Annotated in this window: 18 protein-coding genes; 9 read left to right on the top strand and 9 right to left on the bottom strand. The window is 41.0% G+C overall.

Annotation, left to right across the window (positions count from 1 at the left end):
• A partial coding sequence (locus Q0212_RS01975; protein ID WP_297921416.1) for an OmpP1/FadL family transporter occupies positions 1-1,221 on the top strand: 1,221 nt, incomplete at its 5' end.
• A 151-nt stretch (positions 1,222-1,372) separates the two neighbouring features.
• Here Q0212_RS01975 and icmF read toward each other — a convergent pair.
• Entirely contained in the window at positions 1,373-4,702 is a 3,330-nt protein-coding gene (gene icmF / locus Q0212_RS01970) for a fused isobutyryl-CoA mutase/GTPase IcmF (protein WP_297921413.1), read from the bottom strand.
• A gap of 145 nt (positions 4,703-4,847) precedes the next feature.
• Between icmF and Q0212_RS01965 the strand changes: the two genes are divergently transcribed.
• From Q0212_RS01965 to Q0212_RS01945, 5 genes are all read left to right on the top strand, one after another.
• Entirely contained in the window at positions 4,848-5,855 is a 1,008-nt protein-coding gene (locus Q0212_RS01965) for an AraC family transcriptional regulator (protein WP_297921410.1), read from the top strand.
• Positions 5,856-5,937: 82 nt separating this feature from the next.
• Complete coding sequence (locus Q0212_RS01960; RefSeq protein ID WP_297921408.1) at positions 5,938-6,660, top strand: SDR family NAD(P)-dependent oxidoreductase; 723 nt, start codon at positions 5,938-5,940, stop codon at positions 6,658-6,660.
• Positions 6,661-6,769: 109 nt separating this feature from the next.
• Complete coding sequence (locus Q0212_RS01955) at positions 6,770-6,910, top strand: DUF2256 domain-containing protein (protein ID WP_297921406.1); 141 nt, start codon at positions 6,770-6,772, stop codon at positions 6,908-6,910.
• A 144-nt stretch (positions 6,911-7,054) separates the two neighbouring features.
• Positions 7,055-8,614, top strand: a complete 1,560-nt coding sequence (gshA, locus tag Q0212_RS01950) for a glutamate--cysteine ligase (protein WP_297921402.1) — start codon at positions 7,055-7,057, stop codon at positions 8,612-8,614.
• 232 nt (positions 8,615-8,846) lie between these two features.
• On the top strand, positions 8,847-9,338 hold the full coding sequence (locus tag Q0212_RS01945) for a disulfide bond formation protein B (RefSeq protein WP_297921399.1): 492 nt from the start codon (positions 8,847-8,849) through the stop codon (positions 9,336-9,338).
• A 32-nt stretch (positions 9,339-9,370) separates the two neighbouring features.
• Here Q0212_RS01945 and Q0212_RS01940 read toward each other — a convergent pair whose 3' ends face one another.
• The 8 genes from Q0212_RS01940 to mnmG all read right to left on the bottom strand — a co-directional run bounded on the left by Q0212_RS01940 (position 9,371) and on the right by mnmG (position 16,232).
• Complete coding sequence (locus Q0212_RS01940) at positions 9,371-10,474, bottom strand: putative solute-binding protein (protein WP_297921396.1); 1,104 nt, start codon at positions 10,472-10,474, stop codon at positions 9,371-9,373.
• 94 nt (positions 10,475-10,568) lie between these two features.
• A complete protein-coding gene (locus Q0212_RS01935; RefSeq protein WP_297921393.1) occupies positions 10,569-11,219 on the bottom strand; it encodes an START domain-containing protein in 651 nt (216 codons plus the stop codon).
• 2 nt (positions 11,220-11,221) lie between these two features.
• On the bottom strand, positions 11,222-11,545 hold the full coding sequence (locus Q0212_RS01930; protein ID WP_297921390.1) for a hypothetical protein: 324 nt from the start codon (positions 11,543-11,545) through the stop codon (positions 11,222-11,224).
• 85 nt (positions 11,546-11,630) lie between these two features.
• The gene (locus tag Q0212_RS01925) at positions 11,631-11,870 is read right to left on the bottom strand and encodes a hypothetical protein (RefSeq protein WP_297921387.1); all 240 of its coding nucleotides are present in this window, start codon (positions 11,868-11,870) and stop codon (positions 11,631-11,633) included.
• An 85-nt stretch (positions 11,871-11,955) separates the two neighbouring features.
• The gene (locus Q0212_RS01920; RefSeq protein ID WP_297921384.1) at positions 11,956-12,849 is read right to left on the bottom strand and encodes a ParB/RepB/Spo0J family partition protein; all 894 of its coding nucleotides are present in this window, start codon (positions 12,847-12,849) and stop codon (positions 11,956-11,958) included.
• Positions 12,846-13,625, bottom strand: a complete 780-nt coding sequence (locus Q0212_RS01915; protein ID WP_297921381.1) for a ParA family protein — start codon at positions 13,623-13,625, stop codon at positions 12,846-12,848. The genes Q0212_RS01920 and Q0212_RS01915 overlap by 4 nt, the downstream gene beginning before the upstream one ends.
• A 21-nt stretch (positions 13,626-13,646) precedes the next feature.
• On the bottom strand, positions 13,647-14,270 hold the full coding sequence (gene rsmG / locus Q0212_RS01910) for a 16S rRNA (guanine(527)-N(7))-methyltransferase RsmG (RefSeq protein WP_297921378.1): 624 nt from the start codon (positions 14,268-14,270) through the stop codon (positions 13,647-13,649).
• Between the two features lie 75 nt (positions 14,271-14,345).
• Positions 14,346-16,232, bottom strand: a complete 1,887-nt coding sequence (mnmG, locus tag Q0212_RS01905; RefSeq protein WP_297921375.1) for a tRNA uridine-5-carboxymethylaminomethyl(34) synthesis enzyme MnmG — start codon at positions 16,230-16,232, stop codon at positions 14,346-14,348.
• Between the two features lie 203 nt (positions 16,233-16,435).
• Between mnmG and Q0212_RS01900 the strand changes: the two genes are divergently transcribed.
• The 3 genes from Q0212_RS01900 to Q0212_RS01890 are packed head-to-tail and all read left to right on the top strand — an operon-like array spanning position 16,436 to position 17,632.
• Positions 16,436-16,726 carry a hypothetical protein gene (locus Q0212_RS01900; protein WP_297921372.1) on the top strand — a complete coding sequence of 97 codons (291 nt, stop codon included), beginning with the start codon at positions 16,436-16,438 and terminating at the stop codon, positions 16,724-16,726.
• Positions 16,723-17,238 (top strand): hypothetical protein, encoded by a 516-nt coding sequence (locus Q0212_RS01895; protein ID WP_297921369.1) that lies wholly within the window; start codon positions 16,723-16,725, stop codon positions 17,236-17,238. The genes Q0212_RS01900 and Q0212_RS01895 overlap by 4 nt, the downstream gene beginning before the upstream one ends.
• Positions 17,225-17,632 (top strand): hypothetical protein, encoded by a 408-nt coding sequence (locus tag Q0212_RS01890; RefSeq protein WP_297921366.1) that lies wholly within the window; start codon positions 17,225-17,227, stop codon positions 17,630-17,632. Before Q0212_RS01895 ends, Q0212_RS01890 begins: the two co-directional genes overlap by 14 nt.
• Positions 17,633-17,752 lie beyond the last annotated feature (120 nt).

The raw sequence follows: 17,752 nt of genomic DNA, 5'->3' as shown, positions 1-17,752 counted from the left end.
GCGATTCAGCACGCTCTTTTACTTAGCTTACTCCCAAGCACTTCAGTTTTTGCAGCAGCATTAGACCGTTCTGGTCAGTCTATTGCACCTTTTTTACAACCAGGCAATTATTTTGAAGCTGGTATCTCCGTTCTTGATCCTGATGTATCGGGGAAAGATACTTCACAAAATGACACAGGTGATATGGCAAATTATTACTATTCGCCAAATGCCGCATTAAAACTTCAAGCAACGGAACATTTCTCTATTGGTCTAATTTACGATCAACCTTATGGCGCAAATGCACAATATAGTGGAAAAAATAACTTTGTAGAAAACCGTCCAGTACCTTTTAAAGGCGGCACATCTGTCACCGTTGATACTGAAGATTTGAATTTAATTTTAGGTTATCAACCAAATCAGAACTGGAATATTTATGCGGGTGCAGTCTATCAGACATTGAATAGTACCGTACTATTACGTGGCACAAGCTATAGTGCCTATAATGGTTATGATTTTAAAACAGGTCGAGATGAAGCTGTAGGTTGGTTAGTTGGTGTTGCATATCAAATTCCTGAAATTGCGCTTAAGACCTCACTTACCTATCGTGCAAAAATTACGCATGAAATGAATGCTTATGAAAAGCATGGTGCAGCAGGTATGACTGGAAGTGCTGCATTTGATGCAGCATTGAACAACATTAATAATACTCAAGGTAATCCTACAGAAATCACTACGCCACAATCGGTTAATCTTGACTTCCAAACAGGGATTATGGCTAATACTGTTGCTTTCGCAAATTTACGTTGGGTAAATTGGAAAGACTTTTCAATTCGCCCTTATAAGTTTGGTGCGGCATCTGTTTTAGCTCCAGTTGTGAACAAAACTGGGAAGAAAGATGGTTTTGATCTTGTTGCTTATACTGAGGATCAATACTCAATTAATGCTGGTGTAGGACGTAAAATCAATGATCACTGGGCAGGTAATGTATCAGTTGGTTGGGATTCAGGCGCAGGTAATCCAGTAACAACACTTGGTCCAACTGAAGGTTATTGGAATGTTGGTGTTGGTGTTCAATATAGCCCTGCTCCGAATTACTTCATTGCTGGTGGAGTAAAATATCTATGGTTAGGCGATGCTAAAGCTCAATCAGGTTCTCAATTCAATACATCGGGTTATGTTGCTGAATTTGAAGATAACAATGCGATCGCTTATGGTTTTAAAATTGGTTATAAATTCTAATCAATTCCCCTAACCCCTCTTTTACAGAGGGGAACACCCTCCTTTAAAAAAGGAGGGGACGCTCTTTACGCCATTTTTAGCACGACTCAAACCGTGAGTCATCCCTTTGGGCAAAGACGCATCAGTCATTGAACCTGCGTTTATCTGAAAGCTACATATTCCTTCTATATTGCCCACCCACCGAAAATAAAGCATCGGTAATTTGTCCTAATGAGCAATAACGCACGGTGTTCATCAACTCAGCAAAAATATTGCCACCTTCAATCGCTACTTGTTGCAAACGTGCTAAGGCTTGTGGTGCTTGCTGTGCATAATGTTGTTGAAAAGTGGCTAAGCGTTGTAATTGCGACTGCTTTTCACTGTCGGTTGAACGTGCTAACTCCAAACTTTGTGGTGTGGCATCACCTTTAGGATTGCGGAAGGTATTCACACCAATAATCGGATATTCGCCACTGTGTTTTAAGTGTTCATAATACATAGATTCTTCTTGAATCTTGCCACGTTGATAACCTGTTTCCATTGCGCCTAACACGCCACCACGCTCACTAATTGCTTCAAACTCTTTTAACACCGCTTCTTCGACTAAATCAGTCAACTCGTCGATAATAAAACTACCTTGATTGGGGTTTTCATTTTTCGCCAAGCCCCATTCACGGTTAATAATAAGCTGAATCGCCATTGCCCGACGCACACTTTCTTCAGTAGGTGTGGTAATCGCTTCGTCATAAGCATTAGTATGTAAACTGTTGCAGTTATCATAAATGGCAATCAATGCCTGTAACGTAGTACGAATATCATTAAAATCAATTTCTTGGGCGTGTAAACTACGACCGCTGGTTTGAATATGATATTTGAGTTTTTGACTACGTTCGTTTGCGCCATATTTTTCGCGCATGGTCACTGCCCAAATACGCCGAGCGACACGGCCTAACACAGTATACTCAGGATCCATACCATTGCTAAAAAAGAACGATAAATTCGGCGCAAAATCATCAATACTCATGCCCCGCGCTAAATAAGCCTCCACAAAGGTAAAGCCATTTGCTAGCGTAAAGGCTAATTGCGAAATGGGGTTCGCGCCTGCTTCGGCAATGTGATAGCCCGAAATAGACACCGAGTAAAAATTACGCACATTATGTTCAACAAAATATTGCTGAATATCACCCATGACTTTTAAGCTAAATTCGGTAGAAAAAATACAGGTATTTTGACCTTGATCTTCTTTTAAAATATCGGCTTGCACCGTGCCACGGACATTTTCTAGTGTCCATTGTTTAATGTTTGCCAATTCTGCATCGTCGGGTTGGCGTTGCTCTTTGGCGACAAATTTTTCAATATTTTGGTCAATCGCGGTGTTTAAAAAGAACGCCAAAATAGTCGGTGCTGGGCCATTAATGGTCATCGACACCGATGTCATGGGATGGGTTAAATCAAAACCACCATATAAGACTTTCATATCTTCTAAAGTTGCAATCGACACGCCCGAATTACCAATTTTGCCATAAATATCAGGACGCTCAGCAGGGTCATTACCATACAAAGTGACTGAATCAAACGCGGTTGATAAGCGTTTGGCTGGCATGCCTTCGGAGACTTTTTTAAACCGTGCATTGGTACGAAAGGCATCACCCTCACCCGCAAACATTCGTGTCGGGTCTTCACCCTCACGGTTAAACGGAAACACCCCTGCAGTAAAAGGGAACTCCCCTGCAATATTTTCGCGTAATTGCCACGCTAAAATATCACCTGCATCATGAAACTTTGGCAAAGCCACTTTGGGAATTTTATTGCCCGATAAGCTGGTATAGGTCAGTTTGGTACGCAATTCTTTATCACGAATTTTGACCACTAATTCGTCTTGTGCGTAACGCTGTTTTAGTTCTGACCAACGGGCTAATAGTTGTTTAGATTCATGGCTGAGTTGTGCATCTTTTTCACCAATTAATTGATTAATTAACGCCATTCCCTCCCCTTGTAAGGGGAGGGTCAGGGTGGGGTCTGTTAACCCCCTCCCTGCCTCCCCCTTTTCAGGGGGAGGAGTTAATGCATTTAACATCAATTGAGTGGCTTGTAATTGCTGACGTTGGCGCGCCAATTGTGCTTGTTGCTCAACATAATGGTGATAAGTACGCACTGCATCGGCAATTTCGGCTAAATAACGCACTTTTGCAGGTGGCACAATGCTTTGTTGTTGGCTCGAACTACGTACACTAACCACAGGCAATTGACTGTTTTTGGGTGCTACCCAACCTTTAGAGATTAAATCCGCTTTGAGTTGCTGATATAACGCCGTGACCCCATCATCATTAAAACGCGCCGCAATCGTGCCAAAAACGGGCATGGTTTCGGGCATTTGCATAAAGGCTTCACGATTGCGTTGCACTTGTTTGCACACATCACGTAAGGCGTCTTTTGCGCCTTTGCGGTCAAACTTGTTAATCGCAACAATATCGGCAAAATCGAGCATATCAATTTTTTCGAGCTGTGAGGCCGCACCAAACTCAGGAGTCATGACATATAAGGACAAATCCACATAAGGCACAATCGCGGCATCACCCTGACCAATGCCCGAAGTTTCAACAATAATCAAATCAAAATTTGCCACTTTGCAAGCGGCAATCACATCGGGCAAAGCTTGCGAAATTTCGCCACCTGTACTGCGTGTGGCCAACGAACGCATATAAATATTGGGATGATGAATGGCGTTCATGCGGATTCTATCGCCCAATAATGCGCCACCTGATTTACGGCGTGAGGGGTCAATCGAAATAATGGCAATATTAATGCTATCGTTAAAATCTAAACGAAAACGGCGTAAAATCTCATCGGTTAAACTGGATTTTCCTGCACCACCTGTACCTGTAATGCCCAAAACGGGTGTTTTTTTATCGACCGCAGCCGCTAGTAATTCTTTTTTATAGGGCAGAACATCGGCTTCTAAGGCAGAAATAATCCGCGCTAAAGTTCGCTGACGCAACATGACATCAGCCGCTTGTAAATCGGCAAAATCAACAGGGTATTGATGGGCTAAATCTTGGTCTGCACCTTGCGCACAAAGGTTAATCATGCCTTGTAAACCAAGGGTTGCACCATCTTCGGGGGAAAAAATCTTCGTCACACCATACTCATGTAAGGCTTTAATTTCGGCAGGTACAATCACCCCACCGCCACCACCAAACACTTTAATATGGCCAATGCCACGCTCACGCAGCAAATCAATCATATAACTAAAAAATTCGTTGTGACCACCCTGATACGAGCTAAGAGCAATGCCATGCGCATCTTCTTGCAAAGCACAAGTGACAATCTCATCCACCGAGCGATTATGTCCTAAATGAATCACTTCACAACCTGTTGCTTGCAACATCCGACGCATAATATTAATTGATGCATCATGACCATCAAACAAACTGGCCGCCGTGACAAAACGAATTTTATTAGTGGGTGTATAGATTGCAGGTTTAGCAGGTGCAAGGGTCATTTAATGGCCACTCCCATCGTTAACAGAGCTTTATTTAATAATAGCTGAGTTTGGCCAATGGTAAAAAAATGCACAATGTTAAAAAGGTTGAATTAATTGACAAAAACGGACAAGATGAATGTATGACTATTTTAATGAATGATTCATGATGAAAATCCAACATCATACTATCGCCAACCATTATGTTGCGGCGACCTTAGCAGGCGCAGTTGCTCAGGGTTATGTTGCCGATGAGTTATTACATCAAGCAGGGCTTTCAACCGATATTATCAATCAAACAGACATTCGTTTGCCGCCAAGCCAATATGCAAGATTGGTCAAACACCTTTGGCGATTATTAGACGATGAGTTTTTAGGCTTAACTGCCCATCGTTGCCCCATTGGTAGTTTTGCGCTAATGGCCGAATTATTAATTTATAGCAAAACCTTGGGCGAAGCCTTGCAGCAATGTGCACGCTTTTATCGTTTATTAACCCACGATATGTTAATTGGGCTAGAGGTTAAACAAGGTCAAGCGCAATTATCCTTAACCCTGAATCAACCCAACCATGACCACCAGCATTTTTTATTAGAATTTTCTTTGGTGATGTCTAGCCGTTTGGCCAGTTGGCTGATTCGTGAACGGATTCCTTTGCAAGCGGCAAGCTTTAGGCACTCACCGCCTGCTCATGTTCATGAATACCCAACGCTGTTTCCTTGTACCTTGTTATTTGAACAAAGCCGTGATGCTTTGTTGTTTGATGCCAGTTGGCTAGACAGGCCGATTGTGCGCCAACTCTCTGAGTTACAAGCTTTGTTACCCACCTTACCTGCCGCTTTTTTAGTAAAGCCTGTGTTTCATGGCAGTTATACCCAACGAGTACGCGAATTAATGCAACATGATTTAGATAACTTTGCCGATTTAGAGGTGGTAGCTCAACATTTTTGGTTAACAGGCCGAACCTTAAGACGCAAATTAATCAGTGAAGGTAGTAGTTTTCAAGGCATTAAAGATGCCATCCGCCGTGATCTGGCGATTGATTATTTGGCACAAGGCAAACTTTCTTTACAAGAAATTTCGCTAAACTTAGGCTTTGCCGAAGCCAGTGCGTTTATTCGTGCCTTTAAACAATGGACAGGTTATACACCTAGAGCCTATCAAGTACGTGGTTGAGATTTGTCCAAGCTCTGTTTGTGTCTTTTTACTGTTTTAGCGTCAATAATTAAAAAATTAATCACTGACTGTATTAGACATCATGGCAACAACGCTTATTTATGGTGGCAGCGGCGGCATTGGCCAAGCCATTGCTAAACGCCTACATCAACAAGGCCAACACCTACATTTAGTGGGGCGTGATGCTGAAAAATTGGCAGCCTTTGCCCAAACGATAGGCGCAAGCTATACCTGTGGTGATGTGACTCATCCTGAATTATTTGCCCAAGCAACCGCCGAAGCAGGTGAACAATTGACAGGTTTGGTGTATGCGGTGGGGAGCATTAACCTAAAACCTTTACGCCGACTAACGATTGAAGACTTTCAACAAGATTATGCCGTCAACAGTATTGGCGCTGCTTTAGCTGCACAAGCGACTTTTCCCGTTTTGAAAAAGAATAGCTCAGCCTCCGTAGTGTTTTTTTCGAGTATTGCCAGCCAACAAGGCTTTAGTAGTCATGCGTCAATTAGCATGGCTAAAGCGGCTGTTAATGGTTTAACCTTGGCTTTAGCAGCAGAGTTTGCGCCTCATATTCGGGTCAATGCCATTGCGCCTTCATTAACCGCTACACCTTTAGCCGCTTCATTAACCAATAATCCCACTGTGGCGGAAGCCATTGCCAATTTACACCCCATTCCACGTTTAGGTACAGCAGACGATATTGCAGCTTTGGCGTGTTTTTTATTAAGCAGTGATAGCAGTTGGCTAACAGGGCAAATTTTGCATGTTGATGGTGGTCGCTCTACGCTTAGACCTAAGGGCTAAGGTATGCAAGACTTACGCATTTCATCGAAATTAGCGCGTTTTGTGAGCATGAAATCGTTGAAAACGATGACAATGCGAATAAATAAGCGATAACCGCGTAAGTCATAAGATGGCCAAAAGAATTGCTAAAGCCGACTTACCGACTAAAATTTGTGTGGTTTGCCAACGTCCTTTTTCGTGGCGCAAAAAGTGGGAAAAATGTTGGTCTGAGGTGCAATATTGTTCGGAAAGGTGTCGGCGTAGTCGGTGATAAACCTACTCTGCCCCGCATCTGAAGATTAAAGATAACATCATCAATTAGCTCATCCTTCATCAATCTACAACAAAACATTTGCAAAATTCCCCCTTCACCCCCATAAATGTACAAATTTGTCTTTCAAAATAGAGAAAACCCATGAACGCACAATTGCAACAACAACTTGCTTGGTTAAGCCCTCAAGCCACCGTGTTAAAAAATATGCGTCGGGGTTTAGAAAAAGAAGCCTTACGCATGAGCAAAGAGGGCATGATTAGCCAAACCGAGCATCCACGTGCTTTAGGCTCAGCATTAACCCATCCACACATCACCACCGATTATTCCGAAGCCTTAATCGAGCTGATTACCCCTGCCACCAAAAGCATTGATGAAACGTTGGACTTTTTAGAAGACTTACATCGCTTTTGTTATCAAAATATGGGCGAAGAACGCTTATGGCTTAACTCTATGCCCTGTATGATTGGTTTAGAAGATAGCCAAATTCCACTGGCATATTATGGCGAATCCAATATTGGCAAACTCAAAACCTTGTATCGTCATGGCTTGGGCGTGCGTTATGGCCGCAAAATGCAAACCATTGCAGGCATTCACTATAACTTGTCATTCCCTAGCGAATTTTGGCAAGCATGGCAGCAAGCCAGCCAAAACAACCAAGACCCTCAAGAATTTATTAACGAAAAATATTTTGCCTTAATTCGTAATTTTCAACGCCATAGCTTTTTATTATTGTATTTATTAGGCGCAAGTCCTGCGGTCTGTGCCTGTTTCTTATTAGGCCGTCAGCATGGCTTAGCCAGTTTAAGTGCAGGCACACTCTATCAGCCATATGCCACTTCTTTACGCATGAGCCGTTTGGGTTATCAAAATACCGTACAACGTGACTTACAAGTATCTTATAACCATCTACCTGATTATATTGACAATTTAAGCAATGCCATTCACACACCCTATCCACCGTTTGCCGATATTGGCGTGAAAAAAGACGGCATTTATCAGCAAATGAATGCTAATGTCTTGCAAATCGAAAATGAATATTATGGTTTAATTCGCCCCAAACAAACCACTCAACGTGGCGAAAAACCCACCCAAGCTCTCAAAGCGCGTGGTATTGAATACATCGAAATGCGTTGTGTTGACCTAAATCCATTTAGCCCCATTGGGATTGATAAGCCAACCGCACACTTTTTAGAAGTATATGCCTTACATAGCGTATTAAGTGACAGTGAGTTTTTTGCCGAAGACGAATACCACGAATTGTCTATTCGCCAAGAGCAAATGGTTGAGCAAGGCCGTGCGCCAGCCTTACAAGTGACCATCAATGGCCAAGCCGCAGACTTTAAAACACAAGCATTAAATTTATTAAATGAAATGCGTGCTGTTGCCTTAGTGTTGGATGATGCCCATCAAACTACCCGTTATAGCGAATCTATCGACCAACAAATTGCGAAAGTTGAACAACCTGAACTGACTTATGCCGCACAAGTGTTGGCAGAAATGGCTAAACACAATAATAGCTTTTTTGCCTTTGGCGCAGCGATTGCCGAACAACATCGTGATTACTTTTTAAGTCAGCCTTTGTCGGCTGAGCGAGTGGCCTTGTTTACCGAGCAAGCGCAAGAGTCCTTAGCTGCCCAAAAAGCGATTGAAGACAGCGACACACTCAGTTTTGATGAGTTTTTAGCAGAATATATTAAATAACAGTATTCTTACTGTGGCTTACGTTATTTTGAGTTAGAAATAGTTTGTTGGAATGTTTTATGTAGTCCATGAGGTAATGCTAATCAGTTAAGCTTTTTACCGACTTCGACTCCGCTCAGTCAACGCAAAAACGTTCCCTGAGCGGAGTCGAAGGGTAGTTGTACCCATTTTTTCTTAACTGACCAGCATTATCTCAAGAAAGAACTTACTGCCGTTTTTTGAGAGCAACCACATGACTTTACCCTCTCCACGTTTAACGAATTTAGCTATTTTTGTGTTTACCTGTATTAGCATGGCTTTTGCGTTGTATTTACAACATTATCAAAATCTTGAACCCTGTCCTTTGTGTATTTTTCAACGTACCGCAGTGATTGGTATTGGTGTAACTGCCTTAATTGCCGCTATTCATAATCCTGCGGTGTTAGGTCGTCGTATTTATGCAGGCTTAACTATTTTGTCCGCAGCATGGGGCTTAGCGGTTGCAGGTCGTCATGTGTGGTTGCAACATTTACCTGCTGATGAAGTGCCTGCTTGTGGGCCGGGTTTGGACTATTGGATGGACACTTTTCCTTTACAAGAAGTGATTCAAAAAGTCTTTCGTGGCTCTGGTGAATGCGCCAAAGTTGATTGGACGTTTTTAGGCTTTAGTTTACCCGAATGGACACTGGTGATGTTTGTTGGTTATGCCTGTTTAGCGATTTGGCAGTTAGTTCGCAAAGATTAAAAAACAAAGGGCGGTTTAACCGCCCTTTTGTTTTATTCTTCGTTGCTACTACACTCTGGTGCATTAGCATCAATTTTACAACGAATTTTCTTTAAGACTTTCATCATCTTTTCGTCATACACACCTTCTTTGGTTAATTGAATACGTGCTTGACGTAAAGCCTCTTGATATTTTTTCTCGTTTTGTGGCTCTAAAATCATCCAATATTTTTTGGGCACATCTTTTTCGGTTTTATCAATCGTATTAAAAATCTTATCAAGCATTTCATCCATAAATTGACCTGTCATTGCCCTAAAAGCAGCAACACGATTATCAATATCAGGGGCTTTTTTCTGTAATAACTCACGATTAATCACTAAGCTAGCGGTCATTTGATTAATCGGTGTACTATAAATACCCCCTTTTTCACCTAAACCTTGTTTTAATTCATAAGGCCAATACACCATCGCTGGTGCAACTAAGGCATCTACCTCATTGGCATTAAATGGCTTGGTAAACTCTCCAACATCTCCACTGATTGGCGTAAAACCGACTTTTTGCATGGCAGAAGCTAAAGAATCCCCCCAATTAATCACCGAGACTTTTTTGCTTGCCAATTGGCCAATATCTTCTACTGCATGATCTTTAATATGTAAATATTGTGCACCAACAGGGAAAATACTGACAATTTGATAAGGCCCAGATATGGTTAATGGCTCTAATTTGGGATCAAATAAAGTCTTTAATAACAAACGCATATGTTGATAGGTAGGAATTGCCCCAACCGCATCAACACTACCCATAAATTTATTAAACTCTTTCGCTCTAAGTGTTGATAATACTGCTGCATCACATTTGCCTGCTTTAAACGCTTCGGCAACTTTTGCTTCTTCGGGAATCACTTTAAAATCAGCAATAATATTCCAACGACGCGCAATTAACCCCAAATCTTTAGCACGACTATAAAACTCACCTGTTGAACCTTGCATATCATAAAAACAAATCGATACTTTAAGTGGTTTAACAAAAGCAGGTGGCAAGCCTTTTGTATTCGGCTTAACATCTTTAGCCAATGGCAATAAATCGGCAGCATAAGCTTGTGACATTAATAAGGCAGCAGGGGCAATTTTGGCAAATTGACAAAGAGACTTAAACATAAATTTTCCTTTTTTATCAAAAGACTAACCAAGTCATTGGCAGTTTTATTTGTTGATTTAAATTTTTATTAATATTGATTGTTATAGTTTGATTTTAAGATTTTGGCAACAATCTGGTGTGTTCTTTTTGATATTTATCACGCAAGAGCATTTTGCGCAATTGACGCAAACTTTGTAGAGGCTCATCGGGAAGATTATAGTTAAAGATTAAGGCAGGTACAAAACCTTCAGGATCACCACTGCCCCACAACTCCACTTTTGTCCCTGATTTAGCTAAGGGACTGAGTTGCCACGTACTTTTAAAGTTAGTTAAACGCACCCGTTTTACATCACTTTCAACAGCCATTGGATAATTGTTTAAGGCTTGTGTTTTGATGATTATTTGACCAGTTACCAATGACTGCACTTGATTGTAAACCACCATATCACGCTCAATAAAAGGATAAGGCAATTTATAAACCACATAGACCCAACTACGGTCTTTTTCTTTTTTTAAGACTTTGACTTGTTTAATCCGTGCTAACCATTGTGGCCATGCAGGAATATCCGACAAAACTGCTAATACCGTTTGTGGATTTTGTGGGACGAGCGTTACCGCTTTAAATTGGTGATACGAACTATCTTCTTGAGAACTGGTAAATACCTGAATACTACGCTGCGTATCTTCTTTGCTAAGCTCCCACTCAGGCTGAGCATAACTGACTTGCATCAGTAAAGATAAAATGACAAAACTCAGCACGCGCATAATTAATCCACACGCGGCCACTCCCGCGCTTTTGCAAAATCTTCGGCTTGTTGTTGGTTGGCAAATACAGGGTGCATATTGTCTAATAACCACAACAAAAAGGCACGATACCTCACCAAATCAGTATCATAGTATTTGATAATACCATGCTTTTTTGACCAGTAAACAATGTAGTAGTTAGTTATCTGCTCACCAATGACAAAAGGAAAATAATCTTCATCTTGCCCCGTTAATTGCCACATATCAACATCAACATATTGATTTGCGTAGTGGCTAATTTGCTCAAGGCTTAAGAGTTGATTAGCGTAAGTGATAAAATTGGGCATGGTTTTTATTTTATTGTTTGATATAACAAAAAATGTAAAGTGGGTCGAAGTATGATGGAGTTCGTTCCTCAACCCATGCTACAGACTACTTTCTCATTAAATCAGGATGATTTTTCTGATTAAACCAACTCTTACCATCTTTACCAAATGCCCACACATTAGAAACTTCTTTAACATGTGGGGGTAATTTTTCGTCAAAGTTAGTCGCATGTAAATATTGTTTAATTGCCGCACGCATACGTTGATGCCATATTTTTTTATCGGACTTTTCACTGTCACACTTACATATTCCACATTTAGGCGTATGACGTTTGGAGCGGCTCATTTTTATAACTTCCCAAATATGTAATGTGGGTTGACGCAGGAAACCCACAAATAACTATATCATGGGTTTCGTTCCTCAACCCATGCTACTGAATATGTGCCAAAATACCATCCAACTCTTCAAACGAGTTATAACGAATAATCAACTTACCTTGGCCTTTTTTGTTGTAATCAATCTGCACTGCTGCACCCAACTTATCAATCAAACTTTGCTGTAATTGTGCAACATTGGGGTCAACACGCTTTTCGGGTTGTGGTGCATCTTGTGCAGCTAACAAACTACGCACTAATGACTCGGTTTGGCGCACCGAAAAGCCTTTAGCAACGGTTAGTCTTGCCGCTTCTGCTTGCTGATTTTCGGGTAAAGCCAACAAAGCACGCGCATGACCCATTTCAATATCACCATGCTCTAATAAGGTTTTTACTTCGCGCGGTAAGGCCATTAAACGCAATAAATTACTGACTGTGGCGCGTGCTTTACCCACCGCTTCAGCGATTTGTTGATGGGTTAAACCAAACTCTTCAACAAAACGGTGCATTGCCGTTGCTTGCTCCATTGGGTTTAAATCTTCACGTTGAATATTTTCAATCAACGCCATCGCCATTGCCGTATCATCATTAATTTGACGAATAATCGCAGGAATACTGTCCAAACCTGCCATTTGTGCCGCACGCCAACGACGCTCACCTGCGACAATTTCATAGCTATTTTCGCCAATACTTCTAACTACAATCGGCTGCATCACACCCTGTGCTTTAATAGAATCGGCTAATTCTTGCAAAGCAACAGGATTCATGTCGCGACGTGGTTGATAACGACCACGCTGCAATTGCTCTAAGGGTAAATTTAATAAACTCATACCCACTTGCGGAATATGACCTGTTTCAACGGCAGCCACTTCTTCTTTTGCCTGACGAACAGCACCTAACAAGGCATCTAAACCACGGCCATTGCCTAAACCACGTTTTTTGTTACTCATGCTGTTTTTCTCTTTTTATCTTTTTTAATCAATTCGGCAGCCAAACTTAAATAGGCAAATGCACCACGTGAACCTTTGTCATAATACATCACAGGCACACCATGTGCAGGCGCTTCGGCCAAACGAATATTACGCGGAATCACCGTTTCAAACACTTTGTCGCCAAAATGATTGATTAGCTCATTAGAGACATCATTAGCTAAGGTATTACGTGGATCAAACATGGTGCGAATGATGCCGCGAATTTGTAGACGTGGGTTAAGCTTAGCGGTCATACGTTCGATGGTATTAGTTAAGTCTGCTAAACCTTCTAGGGCATAATATTCACATTGCATGGGAATAACCACCCCATCAGCCGCTACCAAGGCATTCAACGTTAACATGCTTAACGATGGCGCACAGTCGATTAAAATAAAATCATAACTTTTGGCGATTTGTTCAATGGCTTCTTTTAGGCGCAATTCACGGCGTTCTAAATCAAATAAGCTAATTTCTGCACCGCTTAAATCCCGATTCGCACCCAAAACGTCATAACCTGCTTTTGGCACTTTTTGAATGGCGACTTTAATGGGGGTATCCCCCAAAACCACATCATAAACCGAATAAGGCAAATTATTTTTATCAACTCCCGATCCCATCGTGGCATTACCTTGTGGGTCTAAGTCGATTAATAACACGCGACGTTTTACTGCTGCTAAAGAAGCGGCTAAGTTAACGGTGGTTGTGGTTTTGCCAACACCACCTTTTTGATTAGCAATCGCCAAAATTTGCGTCATTTTGTGACTTCCTAATAAAACTTATGTTCGTCCCAATACCAATAAATGTCGGGCTTCATCCAAAAAAGGCACTTTCAAGGGCGTCGATGATAACACGCGCATGCTTGCTGGCATGTCATCAATTTCTGCTTGTGGATATTGTCCTTTCATTGCTAACAATATGCCATCTTCAGCCAATAAATGTTCGCACCATTGACAAAAATCCGCCAAACTCGAAAACGCTCGGCTAATCACTTGTTTTTGTGCTGTTAAATTTGCTTGCTCAACCCGTGCATGATGCACACGGACATTTTTGAGTGCTAATTCTGCCACCATTTGCCGTAAAAAACGGGTCTTTTTGCTATTACTGTCTAACAAATCGACTTGTAATTGTGGTTGGGCAATCGCCAACACCAACGCAGGAAACCCTGCGCCTGTACCCACATCTAACAATGTGTCATGTTTAACATGGGGTAACACGGTTAATGAGTCCAAAAAGTGTTTAATCACAATATCTTTGGGCTCACGGATGGCAGTGAGATTAAAAGCGGCATTCCATTTTTGCAAAGCAGCCATATAAAACTCAAGTTGAGTAATGGCTTGGGGTGCAATATTTAAGCCGAGTTGGTCAATACCTTGATTGAGCAGTTGTTGAGGCGTAGACATAATAGGATAAAATTTTTAGACAGGTATAAGATCAGGGGCAAAATATCTTTGCCCCTCAGTCGACAGTAAAAGCGTTTAGCCCACCAATTTCATATTGGCTAAACCACTCTTTTTCAAATAAATCATCAACAATGACACCGCCGCAGGCGTCACGCCCGAAATACGGCCAGCCTGTGCCAACGTTGCAGGTTTAATGGCTTTTAATTTGGCGCGTACTTCGTTTGATAAACCTTGTACACGGTCATAATCAAAGTCATCAGGCACAAGCATTTCTTCAGACTTACGCAAACGCTCAACCTCTTCTAATTGACGATCAATATAACCACTGTATTTAGCACTGATTTCAATTTGCTCACCCACTTCAGGCGCAACTTGTGTCTCAGTCAAAGTGGCCAATTGTTCAAAGCTCACTTGTGGGCGTTTTAACAAGTCTAATAAGTTATTTTCACGCACTAATTCTTGACCTGTCATTTCGGTAAAGCGTTGCGCCAATTCGGTTTGTGGATGAATAAAAGTTTCTTTCATACGTTGGGTTTGTTGGGCAATGGCTTCTTGCTTTTCGCTAAAGACACGCCAACGCACATCATCCACTAAACCAAGCTTACGACCAATTTCGGTTAAACGCGCATCGGCATTGTCTTCACGCAACAACAAACGATATTCGGCACGTGAGGTAAACATACGGTAGGGTTCTTTTGTACCCAAGGTAATCAAGTCATCAACCAATACCCCTAAATAGGCTTGGTCACGGGTTGGATACCAGCCCTCTTTGTCTTGAGCGCGTAAACCAGCGTTAATGCCTGCTAATAAACCTTGTGCACCTGCTTCTTCATAACCCGTTGTGCCGTTAATTTGCCCTGCAAAGAATAAGTTTTTAATCACTTTGGTTTCGAGGGTATGTTGCAAATCTTGTGGATTAAAATAATCGTACTCAATGGCATAACCTGGTCGAATAATATGGGCATTTTCTAAACCCTTCATTGAACGAACCAATTGAATTTGCACATCAAACGGCAAACTAGTGGAAATACCATTTGGATAGAGTTCGTGGGTGGTTAAACCTTCAGGCTCGATAAAAATTTGGTGGGAATTTTTATCGGCAAAACGATGAATTTTGTCTTCAATGGATGGACAGTAACGTGGGCCTACGCCTTCAATCACACCTGTGTACATGGGCGAACGATCTAAACCACTACGAATAATATCATGGGTTTTTTCGTTGGTATGGGTAATCCAGCAACTAATTTGTTTGGGGTGCATCTCCAAACTGCCCAAATAGGACATAACAGGCGTGGGTGTGTCACCCGGTTGTTCAGTCATCACGCTAAAATCAACACTTTTGGCATCAATACGCGGTGGTGTACCTGTTTTTAAACGACCTACTCGCAAAGGCAATTCGCGCAAACGATTCGCCAAGGCAATTGAGGGTGGATCACCTGCCCGACCACCACGATAATTTTCTAAGCCAATATGAATCGTGCCGCCCAAAAACGTGCCTGTAGTTAATACCACAGACGTGGCAGAAAAATGAATACCTGTTTGGCTAATCACGCCTTTGACGGTGTCACCTTCGACAATCAAGTCATCAGCCGCTTGTTGAAAAATATCGAGGTTAGCTTGGTTTTCGAGAATGCTACGCACAGCCGCTTTATAAAGTACACGGTCGGCTTGGGCGCGTGTGGCACGAACGGCTGGCCCTTTGCTACCATTTAGTACTCGAAATTGGATGCCACCTTTGTCAGTGGCTAAAGCCATTGCTCCGCCCATTGCGTCAATTTCTTTGACTAAATGGCTTTTGCCAATACCACCAATGGCTGGGTTACAGCTCATTTGACCTAAAGTTTCGATATTGTGGGTTAATAATAGGGTTTGACAGCCCATACGAGCAGCGGCCAACGCCGCTTCTGTACCTGCATGGCCACCACCAATGACAATCACATCGTAAACTTTAGGATAACGCATAACACCACACCGCGATAATAAACAAACGACTTTTAATATTGCTAAACAAGCAATTTAACCGCTTATTATAACGTCTAGTGGGCTGTATCGTTAGTATTATTTAATCACCCAATAAAAATCCAAAAATAAACTTTTTAAAATTCCAATTATTGACTTTTTAAAATTCCATGATATATTTTGAATCATACATAGGGGGATTTACGATGAACAACATGACCAAACATATTCAAAAAAGAATGAATCAACGTTGCATAAACGAAGCCATGCTTCATATTGTGCAAAACTTTGGTGACCATTCCCCAAATGGGGAGCGCATCATTTTGAACAATAAAAGCCTATCGGATTTAGAAAAATGGGCGCGTCATTTTTTACGACAAGTTGAACTCATGAAACAACGTGGTGGGCTAACGTTAGCCCTTGATGATGAGAGCTTGATTACTGTATTTGCAAACAACTCTTATTCTAAAAATCTAAAAAAAGGTGCAAACCAATGAAGTACGTTTTGACTGAAAAAGCCCCTGAGCATTTTACAAAAGCGAAAAAGCCAGTAGAGCAAAATCCTACGGTTGAAACCGCTAAAAAATTTAATTTACGCTTATCTAAACAAGACTATGAATTTATTAAGTTTTTAGCATCAGAAGAGCGAGTTTCCGCTAATGAAGTCCTTGATGACTTAATTAGCCGAATTATCTTTAACTTTTTAGACTCATTAGATGCGTCAGAGTCTTCATTACTGATAAAAGTAGCAGACATGTTAAACGAGGTAAAAACATTAAACTTAAACAATATAGATAAGACTTGGCTGTCTAATATTTTTCCACCTTACTATGATACTAATCACCTAGAAACATGTGGTTTTAAATTTCATGAATCAATAACTGAAACGTTAGAGTCCCCAAGCTGTAGTGAAACGTATAAACATATGTTTAAAAGCCTCCAAAACTCAACAGCATTTCAAGAGCTTTTAAGCCAAAAAAAGGAGAAAAAACATAATGAAACAAACTAATAAGTTAGTTACGATACTACATGAAATGGCTGATGCCGAAAATCAAAACGATTTTTGCACCGTTAGCTACAGGGCATTACCTAAAAATGCCACCATGATTGATATTATGGCTATTATTTTAAAGCAACCAGTTTCTACCTTGTTTACGTCTCTCATTTCTGAAAAGTTGGTTCAAATAATACTGGCCAATGAAAAAAATATGCCATTACTAGAATCTTTTTTGGCAGATAAAGAATTTGAAAAAGATAAACAACCATCTGGTTTTATTAAACTTCTAGTAGAAAATGGTGTATTAGAAACAGATTTTGATAACAAACGTAACAAAGACTTGGCAAATTTTATAAAAGAAATGAAAGAAAAAAATATGCCTAAAAACCAACCTTCACCGCCCTAGGCTAATTTTTCAATTTGCCGTATTTGTTTAATTACATTACGGCATTGCTCAATATATTAACAAGCATTCAAAGGTAAAAATAACAATGAGTTTAGATTCTTATTTAAACCTAAAAATAGC

The sequence above is a fragment of the uncultured Agitococcus sp. genome (assembly GCF_937920075.1).
GTDB lineage: Bacteria > Pseudomonadota > Gammaproteobacteria > Pseudomonadales > Moraxellaceae > Agitococcus.
This window is presented reverse-complemented; position numbering and strand designations above follow the sequence as displayed.

Coding starts and splice junctions, on each gene's coding strand:
- gshA (WP_297921402.1), top strand. CDS start 7,055: ATGAACGCACAATTGCAACAACAACTTGCTTGGTTAAGCCCTCAAGCC.
- rsmG (WP_297921378.1), bottom strand. CDS start 14,270: ATGTCTACGCCTCAACAACTGCTCAATCAAGGTATTGACCAACTCGGC.
- Q0212_RS01895 (WP_297921369.1), top strand. CDS start 16,723: ATGAAGTACGTTTTGACTGAAAAAGCCCCTGAGCATTTTACAAAAGCG.
- Q0212_RS01930 (WP_297921390.1), bottom strand. CDS start 11,545: ATGCCCAATTTTATCACTTACGCTAATCAACTCTTAAGCCTTGAGCAA.
- Q0212_RS01925 (WP_297921387.1), bottom strand. CDS start 11,870: ATGAGCCGCTCCAAACGTCATACGCCTAAATGTGGAATATGTAAGTGT.
- icmF (WP_297921413.1), bottom strand. CDS start 4,702: ATGACCCTTGCACCTGCTAAACCTGCAATCTATACACCCACTAATAAA.
- mnmG (WP_297921375.1), bottom strand. CDS start 16,232: ATGCGTTATCCTAAAGTTTACGATGTGATTGTCATTGGTGGTGGCCAT.
- Q0212_RS01965 (WP_297921410.1), top strand. CDS start 4,848: ATGATGAAAATCCAACATCATACTATCGCCAACCATTATGTTGCGGCG.
- Q0212_RS01890 (WP_297921366.1), top strand. CDS start 17,225: ATGAAACAAACTAATAAGTTAGTTACGATACTACATGAAATGGCTGAT.
- Q0212_RS01945 (WP_297921399.1), top strand. CDS start 8,847: ATGACTTTACCCTCTCCACGTTTAACGAATTTAGCTATTTTTGTGTTT.
- Q0212_RS01900 (WP_297921372.1), top strand. CDS start 16,436: ATGAACAACATGACCAAACATATTCAAAAAAGAATGAATCAACGTTGC.
- Q0212_RS01920 (WP_297921384.1), bottom strand. CDS start 12,849: ATGAGTAACAAAAAACGTGGTTTAGGCAATGGCCGTGGTTTAGATGCC.
- Q0212_RS01915 (WP_297921381.1), bottom strand. CDS start 13,625: ATGACGCAAATTTTGGCGATTGCTAATCAAAAAGGTGGTGTTGGCAAA.
- Q0212_RS01960 (WP_297921408.1), top strand. CDS start 5,938: ATGGCAACAACGCTTATTTATGGTGGCAGCGGCGGCATTGGCCAAGCC.
- Q0212_RS01935 (WP_297921393.1), bottom strand. CDS start 11,219: ATGCGCGTGCTGAGTTTTGTCATTTTATCTTTACTGATGCAAGTCAGT.
- Q0212_RS01940 (WP_297921396.1), bottom strand. CDS start 10,474: ATGTTTAAGTCTCTTTGTCAATTTGCCAAAATTGCCCCTGCTGCCTTA.
- Q0212_RS01955 (WP_297921406.1), top strand. CDS start 6,770: ATGGCCAAAAGAATTGCTAAAGCCGACTTACCGACTAAAATTTGTGTG.